Origin of the sequence: Roseburia sp. 1XD42-34 (assembly GCF_009917385.1) — a bacterium.
Lineage (GTDB): Bacteria > Bacillota > Bacilli > Bacillales > Amphibacillaceae > Virgibacillus.
In genome coordinates this window covers 31,741-48,151 of the sequence record NZ_QWLJ01000038.1, presented here as the reverse complement: position 1 = coordinate 48,151, position 16,411 = coordinate 31,741, and the positions used below count along the sequence as shown (strand labels likewise).

Genomic DNA, 16,411 nt, shown 5'->3' with positions numbered 1-16,411 from the left:
ATCCCTTTAAAGATGATTTTACTGCCATTCGGAAAGCGTATTTGCATAGGGGAACTGACACAACGTATTTTATCAGCTAAACCCATATCCTCAATAATTTCTTCAAATAGAGAAAATGTAGAATCTCTGTGTGTATCATATACTTCCCGTACCACAAGCGCTGTTCTTTTTTCCTGCAATAGCTTTAATATAATCTTTAAAGCGACATGGTAACTTTTACTCGAACCATAACCGCCCACAAGAACTTGAAACTTATGTTTCCAATCAAAGAGAAAGTTTTCGAAGTGAGGATTCACTTCTTTTTCTATCATGATGTATCACCTTTTCGTTTTATCATGATTTCAATTGGATCACTGTCATTGTTGTCTGTTATTTTTTCAACCTCGGCTTTTGTTTTATCAATAACAGCTCTCATTCTTTCAACTTCCAGCAGCCTATCATCGTCATAATTGGCCAATTCATAAAACTGCTTAAGCATGCTTCTTAATTCGCCCATTGACCTGCTAAGGGAATTCATAAATGTTGCTTGGCGATCCCAGGCGAACTGGAATTCATATTCAACCTCTTCGCTTTTCATTTTGTCTCCACTTGACTGTTTTAACTTCTTAAGCTCTTTAATCATCTCGGTTTTACCTTCGACATACATAATTTGTTGCGCCCGCATAATGGATGCAAACTGCATTTTTATATTCATCCAAAGAATGTCTAAAGGTGAAATGTCGTCAATATCGTTAACAATGTTTAGCGTCTCTTGAGGCAAATATTTAGCGAATAACCCGTGCGTAACAGCATTGCTATTCTTTTTTGGAGCTCCGCCCTTGTTACCTAAAGCATTTTTGTTTCCTGGTTGCCCACCTTTTTTTGTGTGCACACTTTTTTCTTTGGGTGCACCCTTGTTACGTTCCCATCCATGCCGGCGTTTCCAGGACTTTACCGTATTAATTGAAACGCCGTATTTCTCAGCTATATCTTTATATTTCATTCCTTTGTTGTAATCTATTTCGGCCTTCTTATGTCTAGCTTCCATTTACATCAACACCCACCCCCGTATGTAATCGAGTTGTTTTGAACGAAAGAAAAAGACACCCCATGTTTGAGATGTCTACAGATACTTTTATTTTCTTTTTCGATAGTTCAACACATCTTCTTTCAAGAATAATCGTTCTCGTGGCGTTTGCTTGATCGGCATTAGTGTACCATGGTCAACCAATTGCTTTATATTCTGCCTGCTGCAACCTATTAGTTCTACAGCTTCTGTAGTTGTCACCACTTCATTTTCCAAAAAACTGCGTAGCTGGTCCACATTATCAAAGCAGTATTTACTCTTTGTCATGCTTCTTAAACCTCCACTTGATTATTATATCTATTGTTGTGATAATTAACCAAATTACAGCTATTACAGAAGCAATAATATCCAATGTATGCAGATCGTTATAATCCATGAATGTGAAGTGGTAAATAAACAGACCTAACAGCACTATATTGAACCAGTCGTAAGTTTTCATTTTGTTTGTGAACATGGTATACTTTGTATTGAGAAGGGGAATTTCTTCCCCCTCGGGCTTACTTGCGACGTTTCTTCTTGGTGGGAGAGCGTCGCTTTTTCTCTTTTTTCCTGTCTTTCATTTCACCCAGATTTTTTATTGTGGTTACTATAGCCGCTATGCTAGCTGTAGACCAAGTTATTAATCTAAGTATTCTTTCGACATCTTCCATGTTCACCTTTTTCCCTCCTTCCTTACTTATATTATAGCATTTATATTTACGTACGTCAATATAAATTTGTTGTTTTATGTATTTATTTTGCAAACAAAAAACACCCAACACACAACATTGGATGCTTTTTGCTATATTATAACCCTTAAAGGAGTTTGTAAGATATTTTTCTTACGGTATCATCTTAACACATAAATAGTTGCAATGTGGTTGCAGATTTTTTGCAGACTCACTTTTCAAACTGGATGGCTTCGATTCCAAAAAAAATGACTGGTAAATCTTCTATTGCTTTATTCAAGTATCTGTATACTGTTACCTTATCAATACATTCTCGTTCTGCTATTTCTCGTATTGTGTATTTTTTAGGCGTGATATACTTCATCTCAAGAACACGAAAATATTTTAATTCATCCTCGCTGCAAGAACGTTTGTAAGCTTCCATTTTCCCTCTGACAAAATACACCATGGCAATGGACTTCGTTTTACTCTGTTTAATTGATTCAATGCTTTCAAGGTTAATCTCATCAATATCCAAGTCCTGGATAGATGTATTCTCAAACTTAACCAAATCATCTTCTAGTTTTTCGCAATGAAGTACAAGCGCCCTGTAATGTTTCAACAGCAGTTTAATATTACGTAAACGCCTGTCATGCTTTTCTTGGTTGCGTTTATTCTCATCTTCTTTATATGCTTTAATTGCTTCTCTTGAAGCTGTTTCTGTAATTAGCTTTAGCTGTTTCTCTGTAATGTGCATCAGGCACCCTCCTTCACTTTCAACTATTCATCATCGCCAAACAGTGACTTCATTTCTTGTAGTAGCTGTTCATCTGTATATTTCTGAAATACAGATTCGTTAACTCCTTCAGCTAATGCCAATTGAGCTATGATAGATTCTCTTTCGTTATGATCCACGATTATTCATCCTCTCATAGATTTCTTTTAACCAATCTACTAGCATAATCATTTGCTTTTTAACCAAGTCATTATTTCCATACTTATTGCTCATTTCACCAGTAGACCGCATAACCCAACTCCAAAACTCGTTGCTATGCATACCGAACGCCATCGCTTTGTTATTACACTCATTTATCCAATTAGCAACTTCAGTATAAAAAGCTTGATAGTCCATCAAATCTCCTCGATTCGAATATAAATACCTGGTAGCTCCGCCCAAAACTTTTCAGCTACCAAACTAACGATCAATGAATCATCCTTCCAAAATCCTAAATCCGTCATGCAATCAAATAATAGCTTCTGGCTGTTATCAATATCCGGCTTTGTATATTTATATTTACCATTCGTGTGTTTCCCGGTAATCGGGAATAACCACTTCACATATAACCGAATCGGATTGTTAAACTTCTTTTCTGGAGCATGTTTTCCAAGGTGAGCCATCAACTTAGTACGTGCAGCCTTTAATTGTTCTGGTTCATAGAAAACGGGCTTCCCCTTCACTACCGTTACCTGTTTCTGTTGATGAGTTACAGTTGGTACTTTTTTCATTGGCATAAAGAATTCAGTTGTCATTCTTCATCCTCCTCGTAATCCACACCCTGCCATTTGCCTGTTTCGGGATTATAAAAAATGTCTTTTGAATTTGATACATCTGTAAATACGTGTTCAATTAACGCCGGTCTTTCAGATAACCATTTCAAAACTTCGCTTTTCCTATGGCTGTATTTTTCACCTGGTAACGTATGGTAAAGAGGCGGCATATTTCTGGCAACTCTTAGCTTTGGATGTTTTTTCCTTTTAGTCAATTTTATCCACCTTCCATTTTTTTACTTTTTGCTGACTGAAATTTTTCATTGTCGTAGGAAGAGAAAATGGTGTGGCGGGCTGCGCTTGAGCCCACCACTTTTTTCTCTACGACCTACGGGAGGGAAACGGAAATGTTATATTATTAATATAAGGTTTTCCCTTCCCTGTGAAATTCTCGATATTTCTCGACTTTTTCCCTCTCAGTGAAGGGAAGGAAAAGTACCGATATTTTCCCTGCTTAGGGAAAGGAAAATATTCGAGTTTTTCCCTAATGAAGGAAAAGAAATAGTTCGAGAATTTCCTTGTTTCCCTAAAAAGGGAAAGAAAGAAAAATATCGACTTTTTCCCTTTTTATTTATCTGGTTTTCTTCCCACTTCGCCATTCGTAATCCAAAAACCACCATGATTTTTAATTCTGTTTCTTACAGTTTTTGGAGTGACTCCCATAAATTCTGATAATGAATCTAATGTGACAGTGCCATCTATCGTACAAGACTCGTAAGCTATTTCTAATGATTCGTTCTGTTCCTTCTTCTTCTCAGCTGAACTCTTTTTCTTTTGAAAGTTTTTCTTCCAAGTTGGCTGTTCGTTTTCAGGCTGTATATCCTTTAAAACTCCTACTTCATCCACTTGATGGACAGGATACTGGAACCACATATTCACTGGTTCAAACTTCGGATATTCACGTAATGTTCCTTCGATGCGCCATGCAGAACGTACACGCACACGCTTTACAGCTTGATTTATTTCTTCTTCCACCTTTTCTAAAACTTCTGGAGGTAGCACCCGTTTGGCATGCGTATTCATTTGCGCTACGCTCTGCTGATCATCTATACCAACATTCTCGTCAAAGTAATCAAAGTTAGCTTGTTGAATCGCCTTAGCGTATATAGCAGTAGCTGCAGCACCTTCTTGTTGCTTGTTCAATTCCTCTGTTACTTCTAGTTCTACTAAGTCAAGAAGTGCATCAGGATCCCTTGCAAACACGCCTGAACCACTAGCCCTATCCATAGATTTTTTACCACCCTGTGTACCTTTTGAATGATGGTGACAGTAAATAACGCTAGAACCCAGCTCAGTGGCTATTTTGTCAAATTGATTGGTGAAATGCGCCATTTGATCAGCACTGTTTTCATCACCCGTCAACACCTTATAGATAGGGTCAATAATAACCGCAATGTAACTTTTCTTTTGCGCACGTCTAATTAGCTTTGGAGCCAACTTGTCCATAGGAACAGACTTCCCACGCAAGTTCCAAATATCGATATTATTAATGTTATTAGGTTGTAACCCTAATGATTGATATACATCTTTAAATCGATGCAAAGCACTGGCTCTATCTAATTCAAGGTTGACGTATAACACCTTTCCTTGTGTACATGGCCATCCAATCCACTTAGACCCTTCCGCAATTGCTATGGATAATTCAATTAAGGCAAATGACTTTCCTGCTTTTGATGGTCCGGCCATTAACATCTTATGACCTTGTCTAAGTACTCCTTCAATTAACGGTGGAGCAAGTTCTGGCATATGATCCCAAAACTCTGTTAAGCTTTCAGGATCCGGCAGATCGTCGTTCACATCTTCAATCCAATCATGCCACTCTTCCCAATTTGGTTTACCAATGTTCGTATCGATGATGAATTGCTTTTTACCATTTCTTACGACACCTGGCATGCGCGAGAGTCTGGAAGGATTTCTGTTTTGATTGTCAATGTTCAAGCCGTTCTTTTTGCATACGTTATACAGGTAATCAACACGTTTTCTATATTCGTCATAATTAGCAGCATCTATTTTTACGATGGCATGAATACTCTTTTTGCCACTATAAACAAGCGCTGCAATTGGTAACTCTAACTCTCGTAAAATAGCGTTTTGCTTTTCTAAGTCCATCGTGTCTGATTCTACCAATGCATATTTATATTCTGTGACATTGTCATTTTTCACGCCTTTTCCGTCTAAAGGATTGAAACGAATCCAAGCGCCAGCTTCGGGGTTATAATCACCTAAAACTGCCCCAACGTCTCCATTCGATTCATTTAATGCTTGTATTAGCTCGCCAGCTGTACGATCCCAATTACCTTTAGTAGGCAAGTGTTTCCCTTCATCGTTTTGCCAGGTGGATACGACATAACCAACATTCTCCGATGCTTCAAACAATGTTTCTAAATAGGTGGTCAGCTCACGAACCGGATTCCACATTGTTGGCTCTCTTATTTCCTGACCTTCAATCCAGTTTTTATCAATAACAACGTAATCATCATTACCAGCTATTTCATCGTTCCAATCTAGTTCACGATCATCACCTGATCGGTGTGGTTGCCATCCGTAGTCTTTGGCCATTTGAGTAATTGTCGCACCCGTAATGCCATTCCCTTCAAATGTAGTCCATTTTTTAAAACATTCTCCTGGATGGTAACGGGCGTTATCTCGTCTGCTCCAATCTTCCCAATCGCTTGCGGTATAGCCCTCATGTTTGAGAGCCATACCTATATTTAGCCATTCTTGATAATCAAGCATAGACGGATCTATATAATCTAATAGGGCGAGTAAATCTAGTTTGTGTTCCAAACATTTCACCAACTTTCCATAGTGACTTTTTACTAGATCTATTTTTTGAATACAAAGTCATAATTGCCTTTGACATCCTCAAGCTTCAAATACGAATATATTTCACTCAACATGTCTTTAATTTCTTTCTTTTGACGTAGAACATAGTTCTTATAAATTTCTGGGTCAAGTAACCCTTCTTTAACCATAGCTGAAGTTAGTTCTACTTTTCCGGTAAGATCTGCTATTTCATTTCCCATAGTTTTCACTTTATTTCTTGCATAACCAGTAAAATGTATTTCTTCATTTATTTTTTGCACTTCTTGTCTATTCAATGATATCTCTCCCTCTTACTCACCTTTATATTCTTTTGGATTTATACCTTTCGGTATTCGCCAACCGTTACCAGCAATTCGATCTATTAATCGTTTTGCATTATCAAACGACCATTTCCCTACATGCTGAAAACCACGTTGTTCTAAGAAACGAATCTGTTTAGGAGTCGTTAACCCTTGCTCTCTTCGCTTATCTAAACGATCAAGAATTTTGCTGGCCTTTCCTGCATTATCAATTTGATCTGGCATAATACCTAGCTTCTCAAGTTTCTTCACTTGTTGCTCACTAGGTGGACCCATTTCCCATCCGAATGAAGGAACATAGCCAGATAAATCTTCTGCTTGGATACTCATTTCAAATTGAAGTGGATCCACTAACTTTCGCTTCCTACGTTTCATTTCTTGTAATTGCTTAGCCAGTGCTTCCTCTCGTTGAGCCACTACATCCTCTGCTGCTGTTTGTTCCACTAATTCTAAATCAAGTGGTACCCCAGCCTCTTCAATTTGTTTTGTCATCGCTTTGGCCACTTCATCATTTTCAGCAATTAAGTGAGCTGGATGACATAGCTCATGGCGCTCTGTATGCCACAAGAAATCCAATAATAATAATTCAGTTTTACCATGATGAAGTCGGGTACCGCGCCCAACCATCTGGCTGTATAAGCTACGTACCTTTGTTGGCCTTAATACGACAATGCAATCAACTGAGGGGCAATCCCATCCTTCCGTTAGTAACATGGAGTTACAAAGTATGTTATATTTACCTTTATCGAAATCTTCCAATATTTCAGCTCGGTCTTTACTTTCCCCGTTTACTTCAGTTGCCTTAAACCCTTTTTCGTTTAATATTTCCGTGAACTTTTGGCTTGTTTTAACGAGTGGCAGAAAGACAACGATTTTTCTATCCTTAGCTACTTTCCACATTTCTTCAGCTATTTGATTTAAATAAGGATCCAAAGCTGAACCTAAATCGCTCGTTTTAAAATCTCCTGCTTGTTGACTTACTTGGGATAGATCTAACTTCAAAGGAATTGTTAATGCTTTAATTGGACTTAAATATCCCTCTTTAATGGCTTGGGGCAAAGTATATTCAAAAGCTAAGCTTTCAAAATAAGATCCCAAGTTCTTCATATCTCCCCTATCTGGTGTAGCTGTTACCCCTAAAACATTAGCTGATTCAAAATGGTTTAAGACTCGCTGATAACTATCAGATATACAATGATGCGCTTCGTCAATGATGATCGTATCGAAAAAATCACTATCAAATTTTGCTAGTCGTTTTTCCCTCATTAATGTTTGAACGCTTCCTACTACTACACGAAACCAACTACCTAATGATGTATGTTCAGCTTTTTCGGTAGCGCATTTTAACCCTGTTGCCTTCTCCAATTTATCTGCAGCTTGTTCTAACAATTCACCCCGATGGGCAAGGACGAGAACACGCTCGCCCTTTTTGACTCTGTCCTCAATAACTTTACTAAAGACAATGGTCTTGCCACATCCGGTAGGTAGAACAAGTAATGTTTTTTTAATGCCTTTATCCCATTCCGATTGAATTGAATCCCTGGCATCTTGTTGATAATCTCTTAATTGCATAATCTTGCCTACCTCCTAAAATTGACCTGGTGTAAATCCGCCTTGCCCCTGTTGAGGGGTATTATTAGTTGGAAATGGCGCTTGTTGATTCATTGGTTGGCCTTGTGGCATACCTTGTTGCATTGGTGCACCTTGTTGTTGTGGAAAAGCTTCCTCGTATGGGTAAAACTTTTTTACTTGATTATTGGTACGTTCTTGGCCGTCGTTCCCAATAAACTTATTAATTTCTAGCTGCAGCTTTCCTTTAGCACCAATAACGCTATTCCAATCCATACGTAACTTTTCACCTTTTTTCTTTTGCCCAATACCAGTGAAGAAATTTGATAACAGTCCTTCTGTTTTGGTGTGAAGTAACAAGTTATGAAAGACGACAACATTCCCATGTTCTTGCGAATGTACTGTTAACTCCAACTTAGCTTGGTTACAAGGAGGCATTTTCGCACTACCTTGAAAACGACCACGTTCAAATTTGGTTACAGTAAAATGGTAGTCTCCAGCTGGTAGCAATATAAATTCGCCACCATCACGTTCTATCTCGTCATCCCAGCCTAATTCTCTTTCTTCAGTACTCATTCCTAATTCCTCCAATTAAATAGTCTTTTAAAATGGTAGATTCTTTCTAAATTCCTCTATCATTCCATACACTTGCTGCCAAGCTCCTACAAGTACGCCTTCGATGAAGCTAGGATCATAATTTGTAATTGGCGTATCTTGTGGATAGTAACCTTTTTGACTAACTGCTATTTGTATCTCACCTTCTGAAACATTATGGGCTATCATTAAATCTCTTAAAGCCTTTGGTATATTTTGATCTAAAGTATCTTGAATCGGCTCTTCTATATTTCCTGCATTACTTTGCTGCATCGGTTCTGGTTGTGTTACTGGCTGTTCAACCGGACTTGGTTGTGTTTGTTGTATAGGCTCTGGTTGATTCACAGGTTGAGATTTCTTCTGAAAAATATGAGCAATGCTTGAAAAATTAAGTGGTAATTCTTCAGGTAACCCATGCCTGTTTTTGGCATCCCATGCCGGATGATGTGTAGTGTACATAATCCTTGTACCCCCTTGAGCTTTATGCTTCCGACCTTTATCATCTGCAGCTACACTGAACGTTTTATAATTTATAAACAAAACCATGTCCGCCCACTCTTTGACTAATGGAGCTGTCTGTGAGCTCGTCTTTTTTCCAAGTTTCAATTGATAACGATCATAAGCGCCCATTTCGTCTGGTTGTTCAAACTTTACAATTTGACTATGTGCAGTAAGAACAACATGTATACCTGCTTCAATAACGTCACTCAGCTTATTCAGAAAGCGCCCGAGTTCTTCTTTTGCATAAATATAACCCTGTCCATAACCGAAGTCCTCAATACCTTTTTTATTGTGTTGAGCACAAACATAGTTCGTGCATTGCATTTCAGCCCAATCAATGGTGTCAATTACAAGCGTTTCAAAGCGCCCCGCCTGCTGTTTAACCCAATCGACTTGTTGTTGCAACATTGTCCAACTTGTTGGTGCTGGTAAACGATCTACTTCTAATTCCGTTGTGGAACCCTCTGTGTCGATGAAAATAGGTTTCGGAAATTGAGATGCTAGAGAGGACTTTCCTATCCCCTCTGGACCATACAAAACAACTTTCTTTGCCTTTTCGATTTTTCCACTGATTACTTCCATGGATTAAAATTCACCCGCTTTCCAAGTTTTTGCCTGTGGTTGCTTTATTTCCTGGGCTTGCTCTACAATGCTTTGACCGACAACATAACCATCCTCAATAATGATCGAACATTCTTCTCCCGTGCCAACTCGTGTAGCTATGGCCTGCAAACCTTCTCCTTCTAACCATTCACCAAACTCCGTAAGTGTTTCGTTATCCATTTGTTCCAATTTGTCTAAGAGGATAAAGCCACAATCAGGTTTTAGTTTACGAACAATAGCTGTAGATACGCGTAACTGATCAGCGCCACTCATGTTATCCCACTTTTGACCGTTGTAAATTAAATCCCCATCTTCAACAGATAAACCTGGCAATGGTAAATCGGCATTCCCTAACAACTCCGACTTTTCCTTTCTAACATCTTCAATGGAAGCTGATAGTTTATCGTACTGTGCTCTATAATCAGCCGCATCTGTTTCTGCCTTATCTTTATCTAGATTTGCACGTACTTTGCGGTTGATTTCGTCAATTTGTTGAATATTAGCTTGCAATTCTTCTGTTGACTCATCTACGAGATCCAATGCATCTTTTTGCGCAATTTCTAAATCATTACCTAATGCAGCATAAGCAGCTTCTGCTTCTTGCAATTGTTGTTTTATGCGTTCAATTTCTTGTCCTTTAGCTTCATACTGTGATTTTATTTGTGCAAGCTGTTGGCGTTTACGCTGATTCTCTCCGTTTTTTGCTAGAATAGCTTGTTGTTGTTCGATAAGTTCGGAGGCAGAAACAAGCTCTTTCGGTGCATCAGGGTAATAAGTTTGTTCCTTCGCAAACTTTGCTTTTTGAGTAGCAATTTGCCCTATAGTGCGCCGCTGGTTATAGAGTTCCTGCTCCTTTGTTTCTAAATCATGAAGCTTGTCTCCTACACCTATAATGCGCAATAAAATATTCGCTTTTTCTTTGCTGGTAGAATTCATGAATTTCGGTAGATCAATAGCCAATTGTTCTACAAAACTATCTAATAATTGTTGGCCTGCTTTTTGACCGTTAGGATCGATAACTTTTAAATCGCTATTTTTACCTTTACGCTCCACAACTAATCCATTGGATAGAGTTAGTTGTAGATAAGGAGGAACTACAGAACCATCCCTATTAGCTTGACTAGGGCGGAATTTATTTCCCCCTAACCCCCAAGCAATAGCATCTAGTACACTCGTTTTACCTTGCCTGTTTTTCCCACCAACTATTGTTAACCCGTTGGCAGTAGGCTCTATTTTGACAGCTTTCACCCGTTTGACATTTTCTATTTCAAGCTTGTTAATTTTAATCAATGTACGTTCTCCTCTCCTTAAGCAATAATAGTAATTCTTCCAGTTTCCATTTCTTTAGCTAACTCTGCTTTTAAGTATTCGCGTACATTAATAATTGCTTGATTTCTCCAAGCACCCCCATCAGCTTCAAAAATGGCACCAGTTGGACCATCTTTCATCCTGAAAATAAAATTACTCTCTGGCTGTTCAACTTCTAAAAATGTACGATATGGTGCTAAAGTAACTGGATTTGGAACAATTACATCATCTGCTGAAGCAATACCTGTTTTAATAGTCACTGCTTGAGAAACACCATTGTCTCCTGTTTGGCGAACATTTTCTTCTTTCACGTTGCCAACTACTTTTAGAATCAAATCACGATCCTTTGTTTTAGTGAATTTGGATTGAAAAGCAATAATAAGTTCTTCAGCATCAAGAAAGTCCCCGTAAGCAAATCTTGGTACAATCGCATTGGCAACCACTAGAGTTTCTCGGCCACCATCTGACTCAAGCAATCCACTCAACGTTACTTTTTTTTCGTTCACTACTTGTAAGAAAAACTGTTGATCTTTACGTTCAAGATTCGATTGAATATAACTAACTAATCCTGTTAGAGTGTTTAACTCAAGTTCATATTGCGCTCGACCATTTGTCGGTTGTACTTCCCTTGCCGTTCCGTTATCGTCAATAAAAAACATACGATCTTTATTATCGGAATCTATTATTTCCACAACTCTTTCATCTGGCTTAATTCCCAACTCTGTTAAATATTTAATAGCTTCTTTAATCATGGTAATTACCCTCTCTCTTTTTGTAGATTAATCACATTTTTTCTGTTCTGTTCTTGTTCAATAACATCAACTGGAACACCAACATCTGTTTTTTGATTGAGATCATCGTCAAAATAAGTCTGTCCTGGTACTTTTGATTTGAGCTCTTTCGCTTCAATGTTTCCATCCGTTAAATCCTTGTCAGTAAGTACCGTAATAGATGTATCTACTACATTTGCTAACTTAATGGCTATGTTGCTGTTTAACTTCACGATTTGACGATTCTCATCCGGAACGAATTCTAACTTTATAGTGACAATACGCTTATCCTGTGCTTTCGTATTTGGATCATGAATGTTGTCGAATACCTTTTTTAACTCTAAGTCCAACTTTTCTTGGATAGCACCCTCCGCTAAACCAGAAAGTGGTAAATCAATTTTTCTCTGAACCATTTCTCTAAATCCCCTTTCTGTGGTATAATCACCACAAGTTATTGTTTTACTATTGGTAGTCAGTTGCAGCTGACTGCCTTTTTATTTTCCGCCAGTAACTTTCCGTCAAGTGTCCAGTATTGATGTATTTCTTCACCAGTTGAATTACTACTTACTGTAAGTATTACTGGTACAACTTCAGCTTTACTTGGAGTTGTAACCACATTTCTCACCTCTTTTCCTAAAGTTGCAAAGCGTTTTTGATTAAATTCATCATGAGCTTGTTTTGCTTTCACACTTGTTTTGGTCATGTCAGCTTTAACTGTTAGTACATCATCACGTCTTAATTGGGATATTTTATATGTCACTGATTGATAAGGACGGTTTAACGCTCGAGCAAGCTCTTTGGTGTTAGTTGTATAACCATTTTCATCAAACTGAATGTTATTAATGAGATAATGGACATCACTTGAGTTCCACATTTTTTTAGATGTAGTTTTTATAACCCCTTTCCTCCGTAATCTGCCTATCACGCTATAAATAGATGACTCTGTTCTACCTAGCGATTCTGCAATTTCTTTAGCAGTAGAGCCTTTTTTTACCATGAATTTTATCCTTTTTATGTCTTCATCCGAATAAGGTTTTCCAGCTGTGTCAATTGCTTTTCCTTTATCAATTTCAGGAAAGTCACCCTCTTGTCTTAGTAACCAAATACGCTTTGAAACAGCACTAACACTACGATTTAAATGCTTTGCCATTTGTTCTAGATTAACAACGTCATTGGTACTATCTAAGAGAGCAGCACGTTTAATGTATCCAACCTCTTTAGTAGTCCATTGTCTTCTCAAATTTACGTCACCTCCTGTCAAATGATCATTAGCACAATAACAATACCTATTACTAAAGCACCCATTAGGCTACCTTTAGCCAATTAAACTCACCTACCTTTTTAGTGGTATAACTTGCTTTCTATAGTCTCGAAAAACTTTTGCTAAATCTGAGTTCAAAGGTGACCCGATTTTGATGTAACAGTCCGTACAGCAAAACAAGTCTGTTTCAGCATGGTAAGTTCCTTCATCCATTCTCACGTAATCGTTTGGACTCATCTCGTTAAAATTGGCTTGCTCAATATATTCAGGGATATCTCTCGGCGCCCTTTTGCAAAATGGACAATGCATTGCTTCACCTCCTTTCATATTGTGGTTACTTTTATTTTTCCAACAGAACGAAACCCTGCATAAACATAGCCGATACCATAATTGATCACGAAATGTATATCCGATGAAACAAGATGCGGAAACACCATGCTTAAAAGGTTATTGAAATTCACTACCTCCATATCTTCCGTAACAGTCACATTGTTTCTTCCTAAATCAGTAATTTTAACTCGGAACATTGGCTTCACCTCCTTTCAAGAGCTTCTTCTAACTCACCCTCCAATGCTTCATCAGCTAATTCAGCTTCATAGTTTCTTTTCACATTCTCCAACCGTTCTTTATCTCCCACTTAATCCTCTCCTTCAATAATTAACAATTAGCAGCCAATTACCAACGACCACAATCCCAAAAGCGACAGGATAAAACACATCAGGATCCAGTAGCTTATTCAAAACCAATTCCTCCTGATTGATTCTTGCTTATCTATTTGATTCAATAGCGATCGTGCTTCATCAGTCGTATCCTTGCTGTTTTTCATACGCTGTAACTCTTCTAGCGCATTAGCTACATTACGATGGTGCACTGCAGCTTTTTCAAACTCTCCTTGTGCGACATAACGGGCAGCATGCATAAAGTTGTAATCATAAACAGCTAACTGCTTGTCGGCTTTTTCTTGGTCTTTTAGTAGAAACATAGAAAGATTTGCCATAATGATCTCCTTTCTTTCCCTCACTTTTGGTAGAATAAATGTGAAGGAGGGTATAGATTTGAAATTTATAATATGGTTGAAACATTTTAAAGAAATCAACAGACCAGTAGGTGACTTAGCGTACGATATTCTTAGGGATAGAAAATTTCCAAACTCTAACAGCTATGCTGATATGAGTTCCTATTTAGAACGAAAACTTGACCGGAACCAATTTAAAATGTTTGAAAAACTCTACGAGCTATATAAATCGGATATTAATTAGTACTTTTCATATCTTTTTCTTCCGGTTATCGGGTCGGCGGTTGCATCCCTGGAATAAGGTCCCACGCTTTTTCTTCGATTTGCTTCTTTTACAACTAGCTTCATCAGTTCAGAACGGCGCAGATCTATTTCTTGCGGGATGCCGTTTTCCAAAACAGTATCTACTGCCTGTTCAAAGGCGCTTCTTAGATTAGATAACTTATCAAACATCTATCTCCCTCCCTCAAAATCTCTTGCATAACTAACTTGTCTATAAAGCTTCATTACTTCCGGGTTGTTGAATGTATACGCTGCTGAATACAACAACGGAATGTTATATGTCCTTGCCATATCCTCCATCAAAGTAACTAACCGTTTGTTACGTATCCGTTTAGGTGCTTGCATGATGTTGTTGTATCTATCACGGAACGATTGCAGTTCTTGGGTCATTTTGCTTCCTCCTTACGTATTTCTGTATTCCAACGTCTACCCACGACTATTTTTTTTATTACCATTCAGATACAATTTCTTCTATTGCTTTAAAAGTTGGTTCGGCAATCCACCAACGTTTCCGGTTTTTCCTTCTTTCATGAACCTTAATTCTTGGATCAGATAAAATCTCTTTTTCCAAATATCGAACTGACATACAAGTTAATTCTGCAAGTTTGTTAATATCGACCAGTAATAAACGTTGATTTATTTGTTCTTGCAATTTACTTTCAATGAATTCTTTTACTGCTTTCTCGTTGATATTCACTTGCACATTTGCAGGGATCAAACCAACAACTCCTTTACTAAATACCTAATATCTTTTTGATATGCTTAGCATGTTCTTGCGCTTTTGGCCCTGTTTTTCTACCGTTAATAATGTCACTTAAATACACAGTAGATATCCCCAGAATTTCGGCTAATTGTTTTTGGCTCATTTTACGTTTGAACAACTCAGAACGAACTTCTAATGCTAAAGTTTCAGGCATAAAAAACACCTCTTTTCACGAATGTTAATTTATAAGCTAAAATGTTAGCTAATTTTATTGACCCAAATTAGCTTATATGATATTATCAATTCATAGCTAAATAAGACTTTAAAAAAAGCCTGTATTACACATTTTGTTACGCCCCCCAGCGAAAAAAATGTATTTTAATAGGTCATATTTTTTATTGTCTTTTCAGCTAACAAATTAGCTTATGAACACAGTTTAATATCAAATAAACTAATTGTCAATAGAAATATTAATTTATTTGATAATTTCCGTTTTTTATAAGCTTGGGAAAGGTTGACGGTAATGGGTTTAGTAGAAAAAATAAAAAATTTATGTAAAGAGAAAAAAATAACTGTTGCAGAACTGGAGAGACAGACCGGAATATCCAATGGACAAATTAGAAAATGGGATGATTCTACTCCTGGAGTAGATAAACTTAAGAAAGTAGCCGATTACTTTGACGTATCTGTGGATTACCTTCTGGGTCGCACAGAAAAGAAACGATACTATGATTTAACAGAAAAGGACGAACAAAGTATTCAAAAAGAACTTGAAAGAATGATTAATAACATGGACAACGAGTCTGGATTTGCTGCGTTTGACGGAAGCACTATAGATGAATTGGATGAGGAAGATAGAGAAATGTTGATCGCTTCTTTGGAAACCTCATTACGCATCGCTAAGAGGATAGCTAAAAAGAAATTCACCCCTTATAAATATAGAGATTAGGAGTGAGTCAGTGTGGATATTAAACATAAAGTTGATTCTCTCATCAAAAAATACGATACTAATAATCCTTTTAAAATAGCCGAAGCAATGGACATAGTTGTTAGAACAATACCCCTGGGGAAGATATTGGGGTTTCATACTAGGCATGCCCGTGTGTCTATTATCCACATCAACGAAAACGCATCTACAGAACAACAAATCTTTACCTGTGCTCACGAACTTGCTCATGCCATACTGCATCCTGAAATTAATACACCTTTTTTGAAATTTAATACATATTATTCGACTAGCAAAATAGAGGTAGAAGCTAATACATTTGCAATTAAATTGGTTTTTAGAAAAGATATGACCTCCACTATTACTATAAAAGATGCTGTAGAAAATTACGGCATACCTGAGCAACTGCTCATTAAAAATTTTTACGATTAAAACAGAACAAACGTTTCTTTAGAGGGGGTGATGCAAACATT

The 16,411-nt window shown here is 37.5% G+C and carries 27 protein-coding genes; 3 read left to right on the top strand and 24 right to left on the bottom strand.

Going from position 1 to position 16,411, the window contains the following annotated elements; translation table 11 throughout:
* From D1839_RS16315 to D1839_RS16225, 20 genes are all read right to left on the bottom strand, one after another.
* The coding region (locus tag D1839_RS16315; RefSeq protein ID WP_207671002.1) for a phage terminase large subunit at positions 1–311 on the bottom strand (311 nt) is incomplete at its 3' end.
* Positions 308–1,027 carry a phage terminase small subunit gene (gene terS, locus D1839_RS16310; RefSeq protein WP_120380901.1) on the bottom strand — a complete coding sequence of 240 codons (720 nt, stop codon included), beginning with the start codon at positions 1,025–1,027 and terminating at the stop codon, positions 308–310. The genes D1839_RS16315 and terS, both read right to left, overlap by 4 nt.
* Positions 1,028–1,114: 87 nt before the next feature.
* Complete coding sequence (locus D1839_RS16305) at positions 1,115–1,333, bottom strand: helix-turn-helix domain-containing protein (protein WP_120380900.1); 219 nt, start codon at positions 1,331–1,333, stop codon at positions 1,115–1,117.
* Between the two features lie 230 nt (positions 1,334–1,563).
* Positions 1,564–1,722, bottom strand: a complete 159-nt coding sequence (locus D1839_RS16300; RefSeq protein WP_158589683.1) for a hypothetical protein — start codon at positions 1,720–1,722, stop codon at positions 1,564–1,566.
* 223 nt (positions 1,723–1,945) lie between these two features.
* On the bottom strand, positions 1,946–2,470 hold the full coding sequence (locus D1839_RS16295; RefSeq protein ID WP_120380899.1) for a hypothetical protein: 525 nt from the start codon (positions 2,468–2,470) through the stop codon (positions 1,946–1,948).
* Positions 2,471–2,493: 23 nt separating this feature from the next.
* A complete protein-coding gene (locus D1839_RS20910) occupies positions 2,494–2,628 on the bottom strand; it encodes a hypothetical protein (protein WP_286164837.1) in 135 nt (44 codons plus the stop codon).
* Positions 2,618–2,845: a hypothetical protein gene (locus tag D1839_RS16290; RefSeq protein ID WP_120380898.1), complete on the bottom strand. Its 228-nt coding sequence runs from the start codon at positions 2,843–2,845 to the stop codon at positions 2,618–2,620. The genes D1839_RS20910 and D1839_RS16290 overlap by 11 nt, the downstream gene beginning before the upstream one ends.
* On the bottom strand, positions 2,845–3,243 hold the full coding sequence (locus D1839_RS16285) for a RusA family crossover junction endodeoxyribonuclease (protein WP_120380897.1): 399 nt from the start codon (positions 3,241–3,243) through the stop codon (positions 2,845–2,847). Before D1839_RS16285 ends, D1839_RS16290 begins: the two co-directional genes overlap by 1 nt.
* Positions 3,240–3,476, bottom strand: a complete 237-nt coding sequence (locus D1839_RS16280) for a hypothetical protein (protein WP_120380896.1) — start codon at positions 3,474–3,476, stop codon at positions 3,240–3,242. Before D1839_RS16280 ends, D1839_RS16285 begins: the two co-directional genes overlap by 4 nt.
* 352 nt (positions 3,477–3,828) lie before the next feature.
* Entirely contained in the window at positions 3,829–6,057 is a 2,229-nt protein-coding gene (locus D1839_RS16275) for an AAA family ATPase (RefSeq protein ID WP_442970627.1), read from the bottom strand.
* A gap of 29 nt (positions 6,058–6,086) precedes the next feature.
* Positions 6,087–6,362 carry a hypothetical protein gene (locus tag D1839_RS16270; RefSeq protein WP_120380894.1) on the bottom strand — a complete coding sequence of 92 codons (276 nt, stop codon included), beginning with the start codon at positions 6,360–6,362 and terminating at the stop codon, positions 6,087–6,089.
* Positions 6,363–6,377: 15 nt separating this feature from the next.
* Positions 6,378–7,958, bottom strand: coding sequence for a DEAD/DEAH box helicase (locus D1839_RS16265; RefSeq protein ID WP_120380893.1), 1,581 nt, complete (start codon positions 7,956–7,958; stop codon positions 6,378–6,380).
* A gap of 15 nt (positions 7,959–7,973) precedes the next feature.
* Positions 7,974–8,531 carry a hypothetical protein gene (locus D1839_RS16260; RefSeq protein ID WP_120380892.1) on the bottom strand — a complete coding sequence of 186 codons (558 nt, stop codon included), beginning with the start codon at positions 8,529–8,531 and terminating at the stop codon, positions 7,974–7,976.
* A 27-nt stretch (positions 8,532–8,558) separates the two neighbouring features.
* Positions 8,559–9,632 (bottom strand): ATP-binding protein, encoded by a 1,074-nt coding sequence (locus tag D1839_RS16255; protein WP_120380891.1) that lies wholly within the window; start codon positions 9,630–9,632, stop codon positions 8,559–8,561.
* Between the two features lie 3 nt (positions 9,633–9,635).
* Positions 9,636–10,943, bottom strand: a complete 1,308-nt coding sequence (locus tag D1839_RS16250) for an AAA family ATPase (protein ID WP_120380890.1) — start codon at positions 10,941–10,943, stop codon at positions 9,636–9,638.
* 17 nt (positions 10,944–10,960) lie between these two features.
* Positions 10,961–11,713, bottom strand: coding sequence for a hypothetical protein (locus tag D1839_RS16245; RefSeq protein WP_207710067.1), 753 nt, complete (start codon positions 11,711–11,713; stop codon positions 10,961–10,963).
* A 5-nt stretch (positions 11,714–11,718) separates the two neighbouring features.
* Positions 11,719–12,144 (bottom strand): replication terminator protein, encoded by a 426-nt coding sequence (locus tag D1839_RS16240; RefSeq protein ID WP_120380888.1) that lies wholly within the window; start codon positions 12,142–12,144, stop codon positions 11,719–11,721.
* Between the two features lie 59 nt (positions 12,145–12,203).
* A complete protein-coding gene (locus D1839_RS16235) occupies positions 12,204–12,971 on the bottom strand; it encodes a helix-turn-helix domain-containing protein (protein ID WP_120380887.1) in 768 nt (255 codons plus the stop codon).
* 344 nt (positions 12,972–13,315) lie between these two features.
* On the bottom strand, positions 13,316–13,519 hold the full coding sequence (locus D1839_RS16230) for a hypothetical protein (protein ID WP_120380885.1): 204 nt from the start codon (positions 13,517–13,519) through the stop codon (positions 13,316–13,318).
* A gap of 209 nt (positions 13,520–13,728) precedes the next feature.
* A complete protein-coding gene (locus D1839_RS16225) occupies positions 13,729–13,989 on the bottom strand; it encodes a hypothetical protein (RefSeq protein WP_120380884.1) in 261 nt (86 codons plus the stop codon).
* A 58-nt stretch (positions 13,990–14,047) separates the two neighbouring features.
* Here D1839_RS16225 and D1839_RS16220 point away from each other — a divergent pair, with 58 nt between their 5' ends.
* The gene (locus D1839_RS16220) at positions 14,048–14,251 is read left to right on the top strand and encodes a YozE family protein (protein ID WP_158589682.1); all 204 of its coding nucleotides are present in this window, start codon (positions 14,048–14,050) and stop codon (positions 14,249–14,251) included.
* Here D1839_RS16220 and D1839_RS16215 read toward each other — a convergent pair.
* From D1839_RS16215 to D1839_RS16200, 4 genes are read right to left on the bottom strand one after another with little or no spacing between them, the layout of a single operon-like run.
* Positions 14,248–14,460, bottom strand: a complete 213-nt coding sequence (locus D1839_RS16215) for a hypothetical protein (RefSeq protein WP_120380882.1) — start codon at positions 14,458–14,460, stop codon at positions 14,248–14,250. The genes D1839_RS16220 and D1839_RS16215 overlap by 4 nt on opposite strands.
* Complete coding sequence (locus D1839_RS16210; RefSeq protein WP_120380881.1) at positions 14,461–14,679, bottom strand: hypothetical protein; 219 nt, start codon at positions 14,677–14,679, stop codon at positions 14,461–14,463.
* 58 nt (positions 14,680–14,737) lie between these two features.
* On the bottom strand, positions 14,738–15,007 hold the full coding sequence (locus D1839_RS16205; protein ID WP_120380880.1) for a hypothetical protein: 270 nt from the start codon (positions 15,005–15,007) through the stop codon (positions 14,738–14,740).
* A 16-nt stretch (positions 15,008–15,023) separates the two neighbouring features.
* Positions 15,024–15,206 carry a helix-turn-helix domain-containing protein gene (locus tag D1839_RS16200; protein WP_120380879.1) on the bottom strand — a complete coding sequence of 61 codons (183 nt, stop codon included), beginning with the start codon at positions 15,204–15,206 and terminating at the stop codon, positions 15,024–15,026.
* Between the two features lie 309 nt (positions 15,207–15,515).
* On the opposite strand from D1839_RS16200, the gene D1839_RS16195 reads away from it, so the two are divergent.
* Both D1839_RS16195 and D1839_RS16190 read left to right on the top strand, forming a co-directional pair.
* Entirely contained in the window at positions 15,516–15,941 is a 426-nt protein-coding gene (locus D1839_RS16195; RefSeq protein WP_120380878.1) for a helix-turn-helix domain-containing protein, read from the top strand.
* Positions 15,942–15,953: 12 nt separating this feature from the next.
* Complete coding sequence (locus D1839_RS16190) at positions 15,954–16,370, top strand: ImmA/IrrE family metallo-endopeptidase (protein ID WP_199690297.1); 417 nt, start codon at positions 15,954–15,956, stop codon at positions 16,368–16,370.
* Positions 16,371–16,411: the final 41 nt, after the last annotated feature.